This window comes from Actinomadura sp. WMMA1423 (assembly GCF_006547145.1).
Classification (GTDB): Bacteria; Actinomycetota; Actinomycetes; order Streptosporangiales; family Streptosporangiaceae; genus Spirillospora.
Genome location: NZ_CP041244.1, coordinates 4,289,856 through 4,307,154, shown reverse-complemented (window position 1 = coordinate 4,307,154; position 17,299 = coordinate 4,289,856). Strand labels below are relative to the sequence as shown.

At 74.9% G+C, this 17,299-nt stretch carries 17 protein-coding genes; 10 read left to right on the top strand and 7 right to left on the bottom strand.

The features are described from left to right. Window positions 1-174 precede the first annotated feature (174 nt). Window positions 175-630 carry an STAS domain-containing protein gene (locus tag FKD65_RS19880; RefSeq protein WP_141578922.1) on the top strand — a complete coding sequence of 152 codons (456 nt, stop codon included), beginning with the start codon at window positions 175-177 and terminating at the stop codon, window positions 628-630. A 326-nt stretch (window positions 631-956) separates the two neighbouring features. On the opposite strand, the gene FKD65_RS19875 is transcribed toward FKD65_RS19880, so the two are convergent. After that, on the bottom strand, window positions 957-1,589 hold the full coding sequence (locus FKD65_RS19875) for a fasciclin domain-containing protein (protein ID WP_141578921.1): 633 nt from the start codon (window positions 1,587-1,589) through the stop codon (window positions 957-959). Between the two features lie 77 nt (window positions 1,590-1,666). Beyond that, window positions 1,667-3,301, bottom strand: a complete 1,635-nt coding sequence (locus FKD65_RS19870) for a molybdopterin-dependent oxidoreductase (RefSeq protein WP_368367263.1) — start codon at window positions 3,299-3,301, stop codon at window positions 1,667-1,669. 100 nt (window positions 3,302-3,401) lie between these two features. Between FKD65_RS19870 and FKD65_RS19865 the strand changes: the two genes are divergently transcribed. The 4 genes from FKD65_RS19865 (at window position 3,402) to FKD65_RS19850 (ending at window position 5,919) form a co-directional block, all read left to right on the top strand. Further along, window positions 3,402-3,992, top strand: coding sequence for a sigma-70 family RNA polymerase sigma factor (locus tag FKD65_RS19865; RefSeq protein WP_141578919.1), 591 nt, complete (start codon window positions 3,402-3,404; stop codon window positions 3,990-3,992). Continuing rightward, window positions 3,989-4,714: an anti-sigma factor gene (locus tag FKD65_RS19860; RefSeq protein ID WP_141578918.1), complete on the top strand. Its 726-nt coding sequence runs from the start codon at window positions 3,989-3,991 to the stop codon at window positions 4,712-4,714. Before FKD65_RS19865 ends, FKD65_RS19860 begins: the two co-directional genes overlap by 4 nt. A gap of 88 nt (window positions 4,715-4,802) precedes the next feature. Further along, window positions 4,803-5,396, top strand: a complete 594-nt coding sequence (locus FKD65_RS19855) for a TetR/AcrR family transcriptional regulator (RefSeq protein ID WP_141578917.1) — start codon at window positions 4,803-4,805, stop codon at window positions 5,394-5,396. A 49-nt stretch (window positions 5,397-5,445) separates the two neighbouring features. Continuing rightward, a complete protein-coding gene (locus FKD65_RS19850) occupies window positions 5,446-5,919 on the top strand; it encodes a nitroreductase family deazaflavin-dependent oxidoreductase (RefSeq protein ID WP_141578916.1) in 474 nt (157 codons plus the stop codon). Window positions 5,920-5,931: 12 nt separating this feature from the next. On the opposite strand, the gene FKD65_RS19845 is transcribed toward FKD65_RS19850, so the two are convergent. Together FKD65_RS19845 and FKD65_RS19840 are read right to left on the bottom strand one after the other, a co-directional pair. Next, the gene (locus FKD65_RS19845) at window positions 5,932-6,609 is read right to left on the bottom strand and encodes a response regulator transcription factor (protein WP_141578915.1); all 678 of its coding nucleotides are present in this window, start codon (window positions 6,607-6,609) and stop codon (window positions 5,932-5,934) included. Beyond that, window positions 6,606-7,808, bottom strand: a complete 1,203-nt coding sequence (locus FKD65_RS19840) for a sensor histidine kinase (RefSeq protein WP_141578914.1) — start codon at window positions 7,806-7,808, stop codon at window positions 6,606-6,608. The genes FKD65_RS19845 and FKD65_RS19840 overlap by 4 nt, the downstream gene beginning before the upstream one ends. A 164-nt stretch (window positions 7,809-7,972) precedes the next feature. On the opposite strand from FKD65_RS19840, the gene FKD65_RS19835 reads away from it, so the two are divergent. From FKD65_RS19835 to FKD65_RS19825, 3 genes are all read left to right on the top strand, one after another. Continuing rightward, window positions 7,973-10,129 carry an MMPL family transporter gene (locus FKD65_RS19835; RefSeq protein ID WP_141578913.1) on the top strand — a complete coding sequence of 719 codons (2,157 nt, stop codon included), beginning with the start codon at window positions 7,973-7,975 and terminating at the stop codon, window positions 10,127-10,129. Between the two features lie 73 nt (window positions 10,130-10,202). Continuing rightward, on the top strand, window positions 10,203-10,793 hold the full coding sequence (locus FKD65_RS19830) for an RNA polymerase sigma factor (protein ID WP_168221116.1): 591 nt from the start codon (window positions 10,203-10,205) through the stop codon (window positions 10,791-10,793). Further along, window positions 10,777-11,919 (top strand): hypothetical protein, encoded by a 1,143-nt coding sequence (locus FKD65_RS19825; RefSeq protein ID WP_141578911.1) that lies wholly within the window; start codon window positions 10,777-10,779, stop codon window positions 11,917-11,919. Before FKD65_RS19830 ends, FKD65_RS19825 begins: the two co-directional genes overlap by 17 nt. 32 nt (window positions 11,920-11,951) lie before the next feature. Here FKD65_RS19825 and FKD65_RS19820 read toward each other — a convergent pair whose 3' ends face one another. Next, a complete protein-coding gene (locus FKD65_RS19820) occupies window positions 11,952-12,590 on the bottom strand; it encodes a response regulator transcription factor (protein ID WP_141578910.1) in 639 nt (212 codons plus the stop codon). Then, a complete protein-coding gene (locus FKD65_RS19815) occupies window positions 12,587-13,792 on the bottom strand; it encodes a sensor histidine kinase (RefSeq protein WP_141578909.1) in 1,206 nt (401 codons plus the stop codon). The genes FKD65_RS19820 and FKD65_RS19815 overlap by 4 nt, the downstream gene beginning before the upstream one ends. Before the next feature lie 171 nt (window positions 13,793-13,963). Here FKD65_RS19815 and FKD65_RS19810 point away from each other — a divergent pair, with 171 nt between their 5' ends. Beyond that, on the top strand, window positions 13,964-15,019 hold the full coding sequence (locus FKD65_RS19810) for an FtsX-like permease family protein (protein ID WP_141578908.1): 1,056 nt from the start codon (window positions 13,964-13,966) through the stop codon (window positions 15,017-15,019). Further along, window positions 15,016-15,729, top strand: coding sequence for an ABC transporter ATP-binding protein (locus tag FKD65_RS19805; RefSeq protein WP_141578907.1), 714 nt, complete (start codon window positions 15,016-15,018; stop codon window positions 15,727-15,729). The genes FKD65_RS19810 and FKD65_RS19805 overlap by 4 nt, the downstream gene beginning before the upstream one ends. Here the strand turns inward: FKD65_RS19805 and FKD65_RS19800 are convergent. Continuing rightward, complete coding sequence (locus tag FKD65_RS19800) at window positions 15,717-17,132, bottom strand: NAD(P)/FAD-dependent oxidoreductase (protein ID WP_205718723.1); 1,416 nt, start codon at window positions 17,130-17,132, stop codon at window positions 15,717-15,719. The genes FKD65_RS19805 and FKD65_RS19800 overlap by 13 nt on opposite strands. Between the last annotated feature and the right edge of the window lie 167 nt (window positions 17,133-17,299).

Genomic DNA, 17,299 nt, shown 5'->3' with positions numbered 1-17,299 from the left:
CCACCACCCTAACCACAACAAGACAGTTGCCGGAAGGCAAAGATTCGTCGGGTTTCTCGTCTGCGCGCCGCGTCACGGCCGGTAAGGGGCGAGGTCAGCGAGTGTGGGCGGGACCTCATGAATGCTCTCCGCGTTCCGGGGTAGCCTCGGCTCAACAGGAGGTTGAGTCTGGTGATGGACGCGGTACAAGACGGAAAACATACGTCGTTGCTGCTGTGGCACGACCCTCACGACAGACTCCGGATAAGCATCGAGAATCGCGACACCTGCGTTCTTGCCCGCGTCGATGGCGAAATCGATTACCTGACGGCCGATGCCTTCCGGGAGCATGTTCTTTCTCACTCTCCGGGTACATGGCGGATCGTTCTTGATCTGCAGGATGTCCGGTTCTGTGATTCCTCCGGGCTGGGAGCCCTGGTGGGTCTCTGGAAGACCGTCAACGCCCGGCGGGGACGGCTGGTGCTCAGCCGCCCGAGCCCGGTGTGCGGCCGGATCCTCCAACGCACGGGCCTCGACGAGCACATGCTGATCAGTCCCACGCTCCGGCACGCGTTGGCGACGGTCGCCGCCGAGCAGGCCGATCCGCGGCCTTCGCCATTGATTCCCAACGCGCGCCAGGACGCGTCCTGAAAGCACCGGCCCGGCGCGAGGGGCGACGCGCGACCCCTCGCTCGGAATGACCAGGCACTCCTCCTCGCACGGGTCCTTTGCCGGTACCCAGGTCTCACTTGTCTCGGCCGTCACTCTCATATCTCGATCGAGACACATCGCATTGACGTAGCGCGCGCACCCTCCGGCCCGCCCAGCGGGGGCGGGGTGATCGCGGCCGCGGCGGCCACCCGATGGCGGCGCCCGCCGACCAGCACCGGACCAAGGTCACAGACGGCACGACCGGGCCCCACGGGTGGTCGGGGCCCGGCCGTGACATGGGTCACTCGGTCACTTGGTTCATTCGGTCACTTGGGCGGCATCAGGACGCTGTCGATGATGTAGACGGTCGCGTTGGCGGTCTTGACATCGCCGCAGACGATGTTGGCGTCGTCGCCGACCGTGAAGGACTCGCCCGAGCCGCTGCTCTTGAGCATGGCGCCGTTCAGCGTCTTGAAGTCGCCCGCGGCGAGCCCGCTCGGCGCGACCTGCTGACCGACCACGTGGTAGGTGAGGATGCTCGTCAGCGTCTTCTTGTCCGACAGGACCTTGTCGAGCGTCGCCTTCGGGATCTTCTCGAACGCGTCGTTGGTGGGCGCGAACACGGTGATGTCCTTCGAGGAGTTGAGCGTGTCCACCAGCCCGGCCTTCTTCACGGCGCCGACCAGGGTGGACAGCACCGGGTTGTTGGACGCGGCGGTCGCGACCGGGTCGGTCGACATGCCCTGGAAGCTGCCCTTGCCGTCCGCCGGGACGGCCGAGCAGGCGGGCCCGAACGGCTGCCCGGAGGCAGGCGAGCCGCTCATCGAGGTCGCCGGCGCGGACGACTCCGCCGGAGCCGCGGCGGCGTCGCCCTTGCCGTCGTCGCTGGAGCAGGCCGCCGCTCCGGTGGCGAGGGCGGTGGCCGCGAGGACGCTTGCGAGGATGCGGTTGCGGTACATGGTGAACTCCTTCGTCGTGGACTTCCGGTGTGACTTCCGGTGTGCGGGACGCGGTCGTGTGCGGGGGAGCGGACGGTTCAAGTCACGGTGACCACCACCGAATGCCAGCCCGTGGCGCCGTCTGGGAACGGCGGGGCGCGGTGTCCGGGCTGCGTGCGGCCGGTCCCGTCGGTGGCGCGGCAGCGGAGCGTGTGGGAGCCGGGCCCGGCGTCCCACTCGGCGACCCACTGCCGCCACGTGTCCAGGCCGGGGACGGGGGCGAGCCGCGCCTCCCGCCAGGGCCCGTCGTCGACCTGCCATTCGACGGCGTCGACGCCGCGGTGCTGAGCCCACGCGGTCCCCGCGACGGTGACCCGTCCCGCCCGCACGCCCGCGAGCGGCTTCGGCACGTCGATGCGGGAGAACGTCTTGACCGGGGCGTGCTCGGCATAGCCGCGCTCCGTCCAGTACGCGCGGTCGGTCGCGAAGCGCGTGACCTTGAGGTCGACGACCCACTTTGTGGCCGAGACGTAGCCGTAGAGCCCCGGGACGACCATGCGGACGGGGAAGCCGTGGGCGATCGGCAGCGGCTCGCCGTTCATGCCCACGGCGAGCATCGCGTCCCGGCCGTCGAGGATCGCCTCGGCGGGGGTGGACAGCGTCATCCCGTCCGCCGAGCGGGAGAGGATCTGGTCGGCGCCTGAGCGGACCCCCGCCCGGCGCAGCAGCGGCGCCAGGGGCGCGCCCAGCCAGCGGGCGTTGCCCGCGAGGTCGCCGCCGACCTGGTTGGACACGCACGACAGGGTGATGTCGCGTTCGATCAGCGCCTCCCGCAGCAGGTCGTCGAACGACATCTCGACGGGCCGGGCGACCATGCCGTGGATGCGCAGCGTCCAGTCGCGCGGGTCGACCTGCGGCAGGGCGAGCGCGGTGTCGACGCGGTAGAAGTCGCGGCCGGACGTGTGGAACGGCGTCATGCCCGCCGCCCGGACCTGCGCGCCCCGGGGCACCGGGCGCGCCGGGCTCGCCGGGGGCGGAAGCCGCAGCCCCGCGCGGACGGAGGAGACGTCGCCGCGGCGCAGCAGTGCCCGCCCGAACACGCCGCCTGCCGCGGCGACGCCGGCCACCCCGGCCCCGGTCAGCAGCACGCGCCGCCGATCCACCTCCGTCCCGGGACCGGTGTCCTTGGAGCGGCGCCGCGGACCGTCCGGCCGGTCCGCGGCGCCGTCCTCGTTCGTCTCGCCGCCGGCCTGTGCGGCGGTGCCGTGCTCCGCGCGGGAGGACGGGCGGGCGGCGCGCACCAGCAGTGTCAGCGCGGCCATGCCCGCCAGAGCGCCGACGATCGACGGCACCGCGTCGGCGGGCCCGGCGACCGGCCTGGTCAGCGCCGCGCCGACCCCCACCGCGCCGAACGCGCCGAGCCCGAGCAGGCCCCGTGCGAGCCGGCGCCGGCTCAGCAGGCCGACGGCGAGGGCCGCCACGGTGATGCCGGCGCCGAGGCCGGTGAGCAGTACCGCCTTGTCCGCGCTGCCGAAACGGCGGATCGCGAAGTCCTTCAGCCATCCCGGGGTGAGGTCGACGAAGCCCGCGCCGACCGCGAGCAGCGGCGCGGACGACGCCCGTCCGAGCGCGCCGGCCGCCAGCTCCGCGATCCCCATCGCGGCCGCGGCGGCGGCGAGGCCGCTCAGTGCGGCGGCCAGGCGCCGCGGTTCGGTCGTCCGTTCGTCTGCCACGACCGGTGTTCGGGGCCGGACGCCGCGCGGATGGGTCCGAATCTCCATCGGGATTCAGACCCATCCGTTGGGCCGTCCGCACCGAATCACCAGTGTGGAGATGAGCGAACCGGCCGAAGGGCCGCGCCTCGCGGGGGCGGTCGGAGTGGAGCCGCCGGACCTGGCCGAGCTGCTCGGCCGCGTCGCGCGCGGCGACCAGGAGGCGTTCGGAGAGGTGTACGAACGGCTCGCGGGGCCCGTCTACGGGCTGGCGCTGCGGGTCGTCCGCGACCCCGCGCAGGCCGAGGAGATCGCCCAGGACGTGCTGGTGGAGCTGTGGCGCAAGGCCTCGCACTACCGTCCGGAGCGCGGGAGCGCGATGTCGTGGGCGCTGACCGTGGCGCACCGCCGCGCCGTCGACCGGGTGCGCTCCAGCCAGGCCGACCGGGACCGCGAGGAGCGCGCCGCCGCTCCGGCGCCCGAGTACGACGAGGTCGCCGAGGAGGTCGGCGTCCGGCTGGAGCACCAGCAGGTCCGGCGCTGCATGGGCGGCCTGACCGAGACCCAGCGCGAGTCGATCACCCTCGCCTACTACGGCGGCTACACCTACCGCGAGGTGTCCGAACTGCTCGGCGTCGGCCTCGCCGCCGTCAAGACCCGGATGCGCGACGGACTCATCCGGTTGCGCGACTGCCTGGGGGTGCAGCCATGACCGACGACCCGAACGGCTCCGACCTGCACCGCCTCACGGGCGCCTACGCGCTGGACGCGCTCCCGGACACCGAGCGGGGCCGCTTCGAGCGCCACCTGCAGGGCTGCGCGGCCTGCGCCGACGAGGCCGCGGGATTCCGCGAGACCGCGGCCCGGCTGGCGCTCGCGGCCGCCCGGCGGCCGCCGGCGCACCTGCGCGGCCGGGTCATGGCGGAGATCGCCCGGACCAGGCAGTCGCCTCCGCCGCTCGCCCGCCGCCTGCCGTCCCCCCGCGCGGGCGGGCTGACCTGGCTGGCCGCCGCGGCGTGCCTGGTGCTGGTGCTGGCCGGCGTCGGTGCGGCATGGCGCCTGCAGCGCTCCGCCGACCGCGAGCAGTCCCTGAACCGGCAGGTCGCCGCGGTGATGGGCGCGCCGGACGCGCACACCTCCACCGTCCGGACGCCGGACGCCGCCACCGTCACGGTGGTCTCGTCGCGCTCGCTCGGCAAGGCCGTCGTGACCACCTCCCGCCTGCGGCGCCTGCCGCCGGCCAGGACGTACCAGATGTGGTGGCTCGGCTCGGCCGCTCCGCGTTCCGCGGGGACGATGAACCCGTCCGAACCCGAGCGCCCCGCCGTCTTCTCCGGGCTCGGCGACGCCCGGCGCATCGGCGTGACGATCGAGCCGGCCGGCGGATCCGCCCGCCCGAGCGGCGCCCCGATCCTGACCCTCGGCGTCGGCTGAGGGCGAGAGACCGGACCCGCCGCCGGACGGGACGACCTCCGGCGGCGGGTCCTCCCACCCCCGGCCGGGCCCGTGCTAACTTGGCCATGTGAGCAACTTGGCCGACCGACCAAATTCTCCGCGCGGCGACCGCCGGCGGCGGCAGCTGGTGGACGCCGGGGTCGCGCTCCTGGCCCGGGAGGGCTGGCCGGGCGTCTCCACGCGCGCGGTGGCCGAGCGCGCCGGGACCAACCCGGGCCTGATCCACTACCACTTCGGCGGGCTGGCGGGTCTGCACGCGGAGGTCTTCCGCCAGGCCACGGACCTGGTCGTCGGTCCCATGGTCGCCGAGCTCCTGGCCGCGCCGGACGAGCGCGCGGCACTGGAGAGGATGCGGAACCTGCTGGGCGAGGCCCCGGCCGACGAGCGGGGCGCCCGGCTGGCCGCCGAGCTGATCGTGGGCGCCGTTCGCGACCCCGGCCTCGGCGCGGTGCTGCGCGACGAGCTCCGCCGGGCCCGCGCGCAGATCGCGGACCGCCTCCGGCCGCTGCACCCGGACTGGCCGCCCGCGCGGCTCACCGGAGCGGCCACCCTCATCACCGCGGCGATCGACGGGCTGCTGCTCCACTACATGATCGACGGCGACCTCCCGGTCGCCGACGCCCTGGCCGCGGTGGACGACCTGCTGGAGGGGCGGGCATGACCGCTCCCCCGGCCCGCCGCCCCGCGCCCCCGACCCCGAAGGACCGGACATGGAGATCATCGACAGGCCCGCCCCGCCGACCGGACTGCGCCGCCTGCTGTGGCGGCTCCCCATCCGGCTTTACCGCATCGGGCTCGGCCCGCTGCTCGGTCGCCGCATCATGCTGCTCACCCACACCGGCCGCGTCTCCGGCCTGCCGCGCCAGGCCGTGATCGAGGTCGTCCAGAAGGACGAGGACGGCTACGTGGCGGCGTCCGGGTTCGGCCCCCGCGCGGACTGGTACCGCAACGTCATGGCGAGCCCGGACGTCGTCCTCCAGGTCGGCGGGAAGCGCGTCCAGGCGACCGCGTCCCCGATCCCGGCCGGCGAGGGCGGCGAGATCATGGCCACCTACGCCCCCCGCCACCCGACCGCCGCACGGAAGCTGTGCAAGCTCATGGGCTTCGCCGTGGACGGCACCGCCGACGACTACCGCGAGGTAGGCCGCCACATCCCCTTCGTACGCTTCACCCCGCGCCCCTGACGGCCCGCGCGGTCAGGTGTCGGGCTCTACCAGGCCGGTCTGGTAGGCGGCGACGACCAGTTGGGCTCGGTCGCGGGCGCCCAGTTTCGCCATCGCGCGGCTGACGTGGGTGCGCGCGGTGGCCGGGCTGATGAACAGTTCGGCGCCGATCTCCTGGTTGCTCAGCCCGCGACCGATCAGGGCCAGCACCTCCCGCTCGCGCTCGGTGAGCACCGCGAGCCGGTCCTGCGCGGCCTTGGACGCCGTGTGCCGCGCGGCGAACCGGCCGATGAGCCGCCTGGTGATCCGGGGCGCGAGCAGGGCCTCCCCGGCCGCGACGACCCGGATCGCGTGCAGCAGCTCGGCCGGCCCCGCGTCCTTGAGCAGGAACCCGCTGGCACCGGCCTGCAGCGCCTCGAAGACGTAGGCGTCGGTGTCGTATGTGGTGAGGATGAGGACCCGGACGTCCTCCAGCCCCCGCATCCCGGTGATCCGCGCCGTGGCCTGGATGCCGTCCAGGTTCGGCATGCGGATGTCCATGAGGACGACGTCGGGGCAGGTGGCGCGGGCCAGTTCGACGGCCCGGGCGCCGTCGGTCGCCTCCGCGACCACGGTGATGTCGTCCTCGACGTCGATGAGGAGCCTGAACCCGGACCGCACGAGCCCCTCGTCGTCGGCGAGCAGCACCTTCACGGGCGGCGCCGCGCTCACCGCCGCCCCCCGGCCGGTGCGAGGGGCAGCCGGGCCGTCACCTCGAAGCCTCCGCCCGGAGTGGGCCCGGCGTCGAACTCGCCGCCGAGCAGCCGGCAGCGTTCGCGCATGCCGAGGATCCCGCGGCCGGGCTCGCCCGGGGGAGTGCCGGAGCCGTCCCCGGGACGGCGGCCCTCGTCGGTCACCCGGATCTCCAGCGCGTCGGTGCCCGGGTTCAGCGCGACCGTCACCCGGGTGGGGCCGACGTGGCGGATCACGTTGGTGACCGACTCCTGGAGGATCCGGTAGGCGGCGCTCCCCACCGCGCCCGGCAGCGGCGTCGCGGGCGGTGAGGCGTCCAGCGTGACGTCCAGCCCCGCTTCGCGCGCCTTCGCGGTGAGCTCGTCGATCTGGTCGAGGCCGGGGCGCGGGGCGCGGCCGTCGTCGTCGTCACGGAGCACGCCGAGGATCGCCCGCATCTCCTGGAGCGCCCGGGAGCTGGTCTCCTCGATGGCCCGCAGCGCCTCGCGCGCCTGCTCCGGCCGCTTGTCGAGGACGTGCGCGGTGACCCCGGACTGGACGTTGATGATCGCGACCGCGTGGGCGACGGTGTCGTGGACCTCGCGGGCGATCCGGAGGCGTTCGGCGTCGACCCGCGCCCGCGCCACCTCCTCGCGGGTCCGCTCGGCCAGTTCCGCGCGCTCCAGCGCCTCGGCCGCGATGACGCGCCGGGACCGGACGGACTCGCCGAGGGCGGCGCTCATGACCGAGGCGCCGATGCGGAAGTACACCCAGCCGATGGCGGCCCGCGGCTCGATGTCGGCCGCCTGGTAGAGCCAGACGGCGGCGAGCACGGCGATCCCCGTACCGGCGATCACCAGCGACCGGCGCCCGTCCCCGTAGGCCGCGAGGGTGTAGAGGGCGACGAAGAGCCCGAGCCAGCCGGGGCCGTCGGGGAAGTCGAGCCCGTAGTACACGAGGCTGGCGAGCGCGGTGGCGGCGAACACCGGCACCGGCCACCGGCGGCGGACGGCCAGGACCAGGCCGCTCACCGCCAGCAGCGCGTACCCGAGGCCTTCCAGATCGGCCGGCGGGCGCGTCGCTCCCTCGGCGGCGACGCGGGCGACCGTCCCCTGGACCTGCATCACGGTGACGAAGAGCGCGAGCAGGGTGTCGTGCGCCGCCGCACGCAGGGAGAACGACCCGGTTTGGCGTTCCATGACGCGATCGTACTGTCCCCGTGCGCGGGCGCCCCTGCGCTCAGCCGCGCGACCTGCTACACCATCCGGCGTAACGGGGCCCGGACGCCGTACGCCCGATCGTGTAGGCGCCGCCGTCCGTCGACAGACGCGCCGGCGGGCCCGCCGGCGCGACGATCGCCGCCATGAGCGATCATTCTGCGACCCCTCGGACGGACGGCGCCCTCGCGGCGCTGGCCCGGTTCTGCCACCGGCGCCGCCGCCTGGTCCTGCTGGCCTGGATCATCGGCGTGGCGGCCGTGGCCTTCGCGGGCTTCGGGTTCGGCGCCCCCTCCGACAACGACTTCTCCGGCGGCGACTCCGGATCCGCCAAGGCCCAGGCACTGATCGAGAAGCACTTCCCGGACCGCCAGGGCGACACGCTGACCCTCGCGGTCAAGGCGGCGCGGGGGATCGACGACCCCGCCTCCCGGCGGCGGATCGAGAAGGTCATCGCCGAGCTGGACGCCTCGCCCCTGACCGGGCCGGTGACCTCGCCCTACCGGGACGCCACCCTGGTGACACCGGACCGCCGCATCGCCCGCATGACCATCCCGCTCACCGACAAGGAGGTGGAGAAGTCCGCCGTCAGGCCCTTGGTGGACACGGTCAAGGACGCCTCCGGCGACGGCGTGACGCTCGGGCTGGGCGGTGAGAGGGCGGAGAAGGCCGAGACGCCGCCGCAGGGCCCGAGCGAGGGCGTGGGCGTCCTGACCGCGGCGGTGATCCTGTTCGTCTCCTTCGGGTCGCTGGTCGCGATGGGCCTGCCGATCGTGACCGCGCTGATGGCGATCCTCGGCGGCATCGCGCTGATGAGGCTGGTGGGGTACCTCGTCCCCGCGCCGGACTTCACCGTGCTCGTCGCCGCGATGATCGGGCTCGGCGTCGGCATCGACTACGCGCTGTTCATCGTGACCCGCTACCGGGAGGGGCTGAGGGACGGCGACGACCCCGAGCGCGCGACGGTGAGGGCGATCACCACGGCGGGGCACGCGGTGCTGTTCGCCGGTACGACGGTCGTGATCGCGGTGCTCGGCCTGGCCGTCATGGGGCAGCGGCTGATGACCGGCGTGGCCGTCGCCGCGTCGGTGACCGTCCTCGTCACGATGATCGCGGCGGTGACCCTGCTGCCGGCGCTGCTGGGCTTCACCGGCCGCCGGATCGACTCGCTGCGCCTGCCGCGCCGCGCGTCCCGCTCGCGGTCCCTCGACCGGCGCCCTCCGGCGGAGCGGTGGGCCGTGGCGGTGCAGCGCAGGCCGCTGCTCGCCGCGGTCCTGGCCGGCGCCGGGCTGCTCGTGGTCGCCGCCCCCGCGCTGTCGATGCGGCTGAGCCTGCCCGACGCGAGCGTCCAGCCGCACGACAGGAGCAGCTACACCTCCTACGCGATCCTTTCCGAGGGCTTCGGCCCCGGCTACGGAGCGCCCCTGATCTTCGCCGCGCGGATCGGCTCAGCGGACACCGATCTGCGCCCCGTCGTCGAGGCGGTCGGCAGGACCGGCGGCATCGCCTCCGTCACGCCCGCCCGGACCAGCCGGGACGGCCGGGCCGCCATGTTCATGGCCTTCCCCGAGACCGGGTCGCAGGACGAGGCGACCGCGGACCTCGTCCACGAGTTGCGCGACGACGTGCTCCCCCGGACCCCGGGCGGCGCCGGCGTTCAGGTGGGCGGGCCCAACGCCGGCGGGATCGACATCGCCGAGGAGGTGGGCTCGCGCCTGCCCCTGATGATCGCGGTCGTCCTCGCCCTGTCCCTGGTGCTGCTGGTCGCGCTGGTCCGCTCGGTCACGATCGCGCTGCAGGCCGCGGTGATGAACCTGCTGTCGATCGGCGCGGCCTACGGCGTGCTGGTCGCGGTCGTCCAGTGGGGATGGCTCGGCTCGGCCTTCGGCTTCCCCACCGAGATGCCGATCACGACCTGGGTGCCGATGATGATGTTCCCGCTGCTGTTCGGCCTGTCCATGGACTACGAGGTCTTCCTGATCTCGCGGGTCCGGGAGGAGTACGGGCGCACCGGCGACACCCGGGCGGCCGTCACCGCCGGGCTGGCGCGCACCGCCAAGGTCATCACGGCCGCGGCCGCCATCATGATCGCCGTCTTCGCGACCTCCCTGCTCGGCTCCGACGTCTCGGTCAAGCAGATCGGCCTCGGCATGGCCGTCGCCGTGCTGATCGACGCCACCGTCGTCCGGATGATCCTCGTCCCCGCGGTGATGGAGCTGTGCGGCCGGGCCAACTGGTGGATGCCCGGCCGCAGGGCCCCGAAGGCCGCCGCGGTTCGGACCGCGGAGAAGGTCCGGGCCTGACCCGGCGCTGGAAAATCTTTCTCCGGTCCGCGTGATATCCGGCCGGTCGGGTGCACTTCTCATTGTGATGCGATTGGACGCGCGAGGGCGGAGCGCGCGGGGCCCGGCCGCCCCGCTCGCCGCCGCCGGGTCCGCCGGATGGTTCGACGAGCTGTACGGCCGGTACTTCGCCCGGGTGTACGCGTACGCGGTGACGCGGGTCGGCGGCACGCTCGCCGAGGAGGTGGCCAGCGAGACGTTCGCCGTCGCGTGGCGCCGCCGCGACGTCGTGCCGGACGTCCCGCTGGCCTGGCTCATCGGCGTCGCCCGCAACGTGATCCGGGAGCAGTACCGGGACGCGCTGCGCCAGGACCTGATCGCCGCGGAACTGCACGCCTGGGCGGCGGCGCCGCCGGTCGCCGGGGACGTCGCGGAGGTGGTCGTCGACCGGGACGTCCTGCTGCGGGGGCTGGCCGCGCTGCCGGAGGGGGACCGCGAGGTCCTGATGCTGCTCGGCTGGCACGGGCTGTCCCCGGGGGAGGCCGCGGGCGTCCTCGGCTGCTCGCGGCCCGCGTTCGCGATGCGGGTGCACCGGGCGCGCCGTCGCCTCGACCGGCATATCGAGGACGCGTCACACGATCGCGACGGCACGAGTGGAGGGGACGCCGATGACGCGGAAGACTGATCTCCTGGAGGCGATGGCGGCCGCCCGGCCGGACCGGCTCGATCCGCCCGCCGATCCCGGGCGGCTGGAGCGGCTCCGCGCCGTCGCGACGGCCGAGGCGGAGCCGTCCGGGCAGGCGCCCCGCGGGGCGCCCCGGCACCGGCCCGGCTTCGGGCTCGGACGTCCCGGCCGGTTCGCGGCGGCGGCCTGCGCGGCGGTGTCCCTCGCCGCGGGCCTGTTCGTCCTGACGAGGCAGTCCGGCGGCGAACCGGCACCGTCACCGGCACGCAGCACGTTGCTCGCCGCCGCCTCCACGCTGGAGGCCGGCAGCCCCGCGCCCGGCAGGTACTGGACCGCCGAGTTCAGCGGCTACAGCCTCGCCGGCTTCATGCCGGGCCCCGAGGCAGGACCCCCGCCCCCCACGGCGCAGATCCTCTACCGGTTCTCCTCGACCTGCGAGGCCCGGGTGTGGGCCGCCCGGCAGGCCCGGGACCCCAGCTGGGTGATCATCGACTCGGTCACCGACCGGCGGCTGAGCCGTGCCGACGAGCGGGCGTGGCGGCGGGCGGGAGCACGACCGCCCGGCTCGTGCGACATCTTCCGCCTGGGGATCGGCCTGAGCTCGCCTCCGCCCGTGGCGCTGGCCCTGGAACGCAGCACCGGCCGGAGCGCCGAGGAGGGCGGGATCTACCCCGCGGTCGGGGGCGCTCCGATCACCCTCGACCAGATCGCCGCGCTGCCGACCGAGCCGAAGGCGCTCAGGGCGGCCCTCGACCGGTTGATCCTCGTGCCCCCCGGAGAGGACCGGGCGCGCTGGAAGCCGGGACCGTCGGACACGGCGGACGCGATCGCCGAGCTCCTCGTGTCGGCCCCCACCCCGCCCGCCCTCCAGGCCGCCCTCTACCGCGTCCTGGCCGAACTGCCGATCGACCGCGGTCCCGGCACCGTCACCGACCGGCTCGGCCGCAGCGGCGTGGCCTTCTGGATCCGCCAGGGGCCCTGGCGCATGAGCCTGATCATCGATCCGCGGACCGGGCGGCCGCTCGGTGTGGAGGAGTACCTCGACGGGAGGCTCGAGAGTTACACCATCGTCCGCCGCCAGGGCTGGACCGACGCCCGCCCCGTCCTGCCCGCCAGGCGCATGTGACGCCGCCTCCGCCGCGCGGCGCGGGAGGCGGGTCAGGGCGGGCGGATCAGGCCGCGCCGGGTGGCGGCGGCGACCGCGGCGGTGCGGGAGTCGACGCCGAGCTTGGCGTAGAGGTGCACCAGGTGCGTCTTGACCGTGGTCTCGCTGAGGAACAGCCGCTTGCTGATCTCCCGGTTCGAGAACCCTTCGGCGACCAGCCGCAGCACCTCCAGCTCGCGCGCGGTCGGCGTCGCGGTGGGCGAGCGCATGCGGCCGAGGAGGCGCGAGGCGACGCTCGGCGCGAGCGCGCTGTCCCCGGCGGCGGCCGACCTGATCGCGGTGAACAGCCGGTCCGGGGGCGCGTCCTTCAGCAGGTAGCCGGTGGCGCCGGCCTCGATGGCGGCGAGGATGTCGGAGTCGGTGTCGAAGGTGGTCAGCACGAGGACGCGCGGCGCGCCGGACCCGGCGGCGGTGATCTGGCGGGTGGCCTCGCTGCCGTGGATCCCGGTGCCGAGCTGGAGGTCCATGAGCACGACGTCGGGGCGCAGGCGGCGCGCCTCCTCGACCCCCTCCCGCCCCGTCGCCGCCTCGCCCACCAGCGCGAAGCCGGGCTGGTCGGCGAGCATGGCGCGGATCCCGGAGCGCACCACGGGATGGTCGTCCACCAGCAGGATGCGGATCGGCCCGCTCATCGCCGCTCGCCGCCGGCGGGCAGCGGCAGGGACGCCACCACGGCCGTCCCCTCCCGCGGGGCCGACTCGACGGTGAGCGCCCCGCCCAGCGCGCGGGCGCGGTCGCGCATGGCCCGCAGACCGTAGCCGGTGCCCGCCTCGCCCTCCGGCGGCCGCCCGCCGGCCGCCGCGGGCTCGAAGCCGCGGCCGTCGTCGAAGACGTCCAGTACCACCATGTCGTCGAGATAGGTCAGGGTGACGCCGACGTTCTCGGCGCCGGAGTGCCGGGCGGCGTTGCCGAGGGCCCCCTGGGCGATGCGCAGCAGCGCGACCTCGTAGTCGAGGGGGAGCTCGGCGGGGGACCCGGACACCTCGAAGCGGATGCGGGCCGCGGAACGGGCGCCCGCCGACTCGGTGATCCGGCGCAGCGCGTCGGGCAGGGACGACCGCTGGAGGGCGGGCGGGGCCAGCGCGCGCACGAAGTTGCGGGCCTCCTCCAGGTTCTCCGCGGCGGCCTGCTCGGCCTCCGCCAGCCGCTCCAGCGCGGCGCCGCGGTCGCCGTCGAGGTCGCGGCGGGCGGCGCGCAGCAGCAGGATGATGCTGGACATCCCCTGGGCGAGGGTGTCGTGGATCTCGCGGGCCAGGCGCTCGCGCTCGGTGAGCCGCGCCGCGCCGGCCTCCGCGGCCAGGAGCTTCTCGCGCGTCCTGACCAGGTCCTCGATGAGCCGGCGGCGCTGCTCGCTCTCCCGGTACAGCGCCCGGTAGGCGAGCGCCATGAGCGTGGCGACGGACGCGCCGATGCTCGGGCCCAGCACCTCCGCCAGCGTCACGCCCCCGCCGTGCCAGGCCACGGCCGCGACCGACGCGGCCGTCAGCAGCACCACGCCGGGCAGCGCGGCGGGCAGCGGCAGCAGGTGCAGGTAGAGGAAGAACAGCGGGAAGGCCAGCCAGACGAAGTCGGGGGAGGCCAGCGCGAGACCGGCCCAGCCCGCGGTGAGCAGCGCGAGCCACAGGCGGGCGGGCACCGGACGAGGGCGCCGCTCGTGCCCGGCCCAGAACACGCCGCCGGCGTAGAGGACGCCGAGAGCGAGGCCGCCCGCGGCGGCCCCCGTCCGCCCGTCGTGCAGCGTGCGCACCAGGGCGATCGCGAGCAGCACCAGGAAGGTGCCGTGCACGGCCCAGCCGAGCAGCCGCATCGCGGGCGAGAACAGATCGTTCGGCATTTCTCACTCAGCGTAGGCGACGCGGTTCCGGCGCCGCATCGATCGAAAGGTTGATGTCCGGGCGTCCGGAAGAAGGCGATCCGGCGGACCCGGCGCACGATGTGCCGGGACGGGCCCGCCGCGCACGCTGGGAGGCGTCAATCCCGAGGATCACGTGGAACGGAGGCCCCGGTGTTCGTGGCGCTGCGAGACCTGCGGTTCGCCAAGGGGCGGTTCGCGCTCATGGGCTCGGTCGTGCTGCTCATCACGCTGCTGGTGACCATGCTGTCCGGGCTGACCGCCGGCCTGGCGCGCGACAGCGCCTCGGCCGTCGAGGACCTGCCCGCCGACCGCGTCGTGTTCGGCGGCGAGACCTCGTTCTCGGGGAGCCGGATCGGCGCGGCGACGGCGAAGGGGTGGCAGGACGTCGCCGGCGTGAGGGCCGAGCCGCTCGGAATCACGATGGGCCGGATGTCCTTCGGCCCGTCCGGGGAGCGCGGCGCACCGGCCGCGCTGTTCGGTGTCGCGCCGGGGGACCGCGCGCACCCGCCCGCTCCCGGGCAGGTCGTGCTGTCGGCGGAACTGGCCGAGAGCACGGGGCTGGCGGCCGGCGACCGGGTCCAGGTCCTCGGGCACGCCTTCACCGTGGCCGGTACGGGCGGCGCGTCGTCCTACAGCCACACGCCGGTCGCCTGGATCGGGATCGAGGACTGGCGCGCCCTCGACCCTGGCGGCGGCGACCGGGCCGCGACCGTCCTGCTGCTGCGCGAGACCGGGAACCCGGACCTGGACGCGGCCGAGCGGCGGCTCGGCACCACCACCCTCGCGCTCGGAGACGCCAAGTCCGCGATCCCGTCGTTCTCCTCCGAGAACGGGTCGCTGCAACTGATGCGGGGGTTCCTGTTCGCCATCTCGGCGCTGGTCATCGGCGCGTTCTTCACGGTCTGGACGATCCAGCGACGCGGTGACGTCGCCGTCCTGAAGGCGCTCGGCGCGAGCACCGGCTACCTGCTGCGCGACGCGCTCGCGCAGGCCGTCCTGGTGCTGCTGGCCGGGGCCGGGCTCGGCGGTGCCGCCGGGGTGCTGGCGGGCCTCGCGATCGGGGACCGGGTCCCGTTCGTGGTCTCGGCCGCCACCACCGCGCTGCCCGTCGCGGTGATGGTCGTGCTCGGGGCGGCGGGCGCCGCCCTCGCCGTCCGCAAGATCACCTCCGTCGACCCGCTGACCGCGCTGGGAGCCGCACGATGAGCCTGGCCCTCGCCGACGTCGTCCTGACCTATCCCGACGGCGACCGCACCCTGACCGCGCTCGACCACGTGGGCCTCGAGGTCGGGCCCGGCGAGTTCGCCGCGGTCGTCGGGCCGTCCGGATCGGGCAAGTCGAGCCTGCTGGCCGTCGCCGCGACGCTCATCGCCCCCGCCTCCGGGACGGTGTCGGTCGCGGGCAGGGAGACCACCGGGCTGCGTCCCGCCGAGCGGACCCGGCTGCGCCGCGACCACATCGGCATCGTCTTCCAGCAGCCCAACCTGCCCGCCTCGCTGACGGCCCTCGACCAGCTGACGGTGATGGCGCACATGGCCGGCCGGTCGCCGCGGCAGGCGGCCGCCAGGGCCCGCGAACTGCTGGCCGCCGTCGACCTCGCAGGGCTGGAGCACAAGCGGCCGCACCGGATGTCGGGCGGCGAACGCCAGCGGGTCAACATCGCCCGCGCGCTGATGAACCGCCCCGAGGTGCTGCTCGTGGACGAACCCACCAGCGCTCTCGACCACCACCGCGGCGAGCAGGTCGTCAGGCTGCTGGACCGGCTCACCCGCGAGCGGGGGCTGGCCACGGTCATGGTCACCCACGACCTGGCCCGGCTCGCCGCCGCCGACCGCGTCTACTCCATGGCCGACGGCCGGCTGTCCGAGGGCCGCCCGGCCGCCCCGCAGGCCCCCGGCCCGGCTCAGCCGCGGTAGGTCTCCAGGAGGCGGAGCCAGATCTCGCTGATGGTGGGGTAGGAGGGGACGGCGTGCCACAGGCGGGAGATCGGGACCTCCGCGGTGACCGCGATCGTGGCGGAGTGGAGCAGTTCGGCCACGCCCTGGCCCACGAAGGTGACGCCGAGGAGCGTCTCGCGGTCCAGGTCGACCACCGCCCTGGCGCGGCCCTGGTAGCCGTCCGCGTACAGCGAGGCCCCGGAGACGTCGCCGAGCTCGTAGTCGACCGCCCGCACCCGGTGCCCTGCCCTGGTCGCCTCCTCCAGTGAGAGGCCCACGGCGGCGGCCTCGGGGTCGGTGAAGACGACCTGCGGCACGGCCCGCTCGTCGGCGGTCGCGACGCTGCGTCCCCAGTCGGCGGTGTCGAGGGGGCGTCCGGCGGCGCGGTCGGCGATCACCGTTCCGAAGATCCGGCCCTGGTACTTGCCCTGGTGGGTCAGCAGCGCGCGGCCGTTGACGTCGCCGGCCGCGTAGAGCCATTCGCCGGGCACGCCGGACGCGAGCCCGGTGGAGTCGACCTCGATCGACCGGCCCGGGGTCAGCCCGACCGTGTCCAGGCCGAGGTCGGCGGTGGCGGGGACGCGTCCGGTGGCGAACAGGACCTCGTCGCAGGTCACCGTGTCGCCGCCGTCCAGGGTGAGCGTCACCGCTCCGTCGCGGCGGACGGCGGTGACGGACGTGCCGAAGCGCAGGTCGACCCCGGCGGCGCGCAGGCCCTCGGCCACCAGCTCTCCCGCGAACGGCTCCATCCGCGGCAGCAGACGCGACCCGCGCACCAGCTGCACCACCTCGCTGCCGAGCGCCCGCCAGGCGGTGGCCATCTCGCACGCCACCACGCCGCCGCCGATGACGGCGAGCCGCGGCGGGACCTGCTCGGAGGCGGTCGCCTCGCGGCTGGTCCAGGGCCGCGCCTCGGCCAGTCCCGGCAGGTCGGGCAGCGCCGCGCGGGTACCCGTGCACACCGCGACGGCGTGCCGGGCGGTCAGCGTCCGCTCCCCGCCGTCGGGGGTCCGCACCACGACGCGTCTGGGGCCGTCCAGCCGCCCGTGGCCGCGCACCAGCACGAGCCCGGCCCCCTCCAGCCACTGGACCTGGCCGTCGTCCTTCCAGTGCGAGGTGAACTCGTCGCGGCGCCTGAGGACCGCGGCGGCGTCGAGCGTCCCGCCGGCCGCCTCCCGGGACCCGGCCACGCGCCGCGCGTCGGCCAGCGCGGCGGCCGGGCGCAGCAGCGCCTTGCTGGGCATGCACGCCCAGTACGAGCACTCCCCGCCCACCAGTTCGCTCTCCACGACCGCCACGCTCAGCCCGCCGGCGTGCGCCCGGTCCGCCAGGTTCTCACCCGTCGGCCCGGCCCCCACCACCACGACATCGAACTCGTCCATGCCCTGCCCCTCCGATCGGCCGCGGTCGCCTCCACCTGGATCCTGCCGGAATCCGCGGCGCTCGGCAGGGCGGTCCCCGCCGCCCCCAATGATCGCAAACCGGGAAGGGCCGGTGATCCCCGGAGAGGCGGCCGGGCTGCCACAAGTGTCGTTGTAGGCGTCCGCGA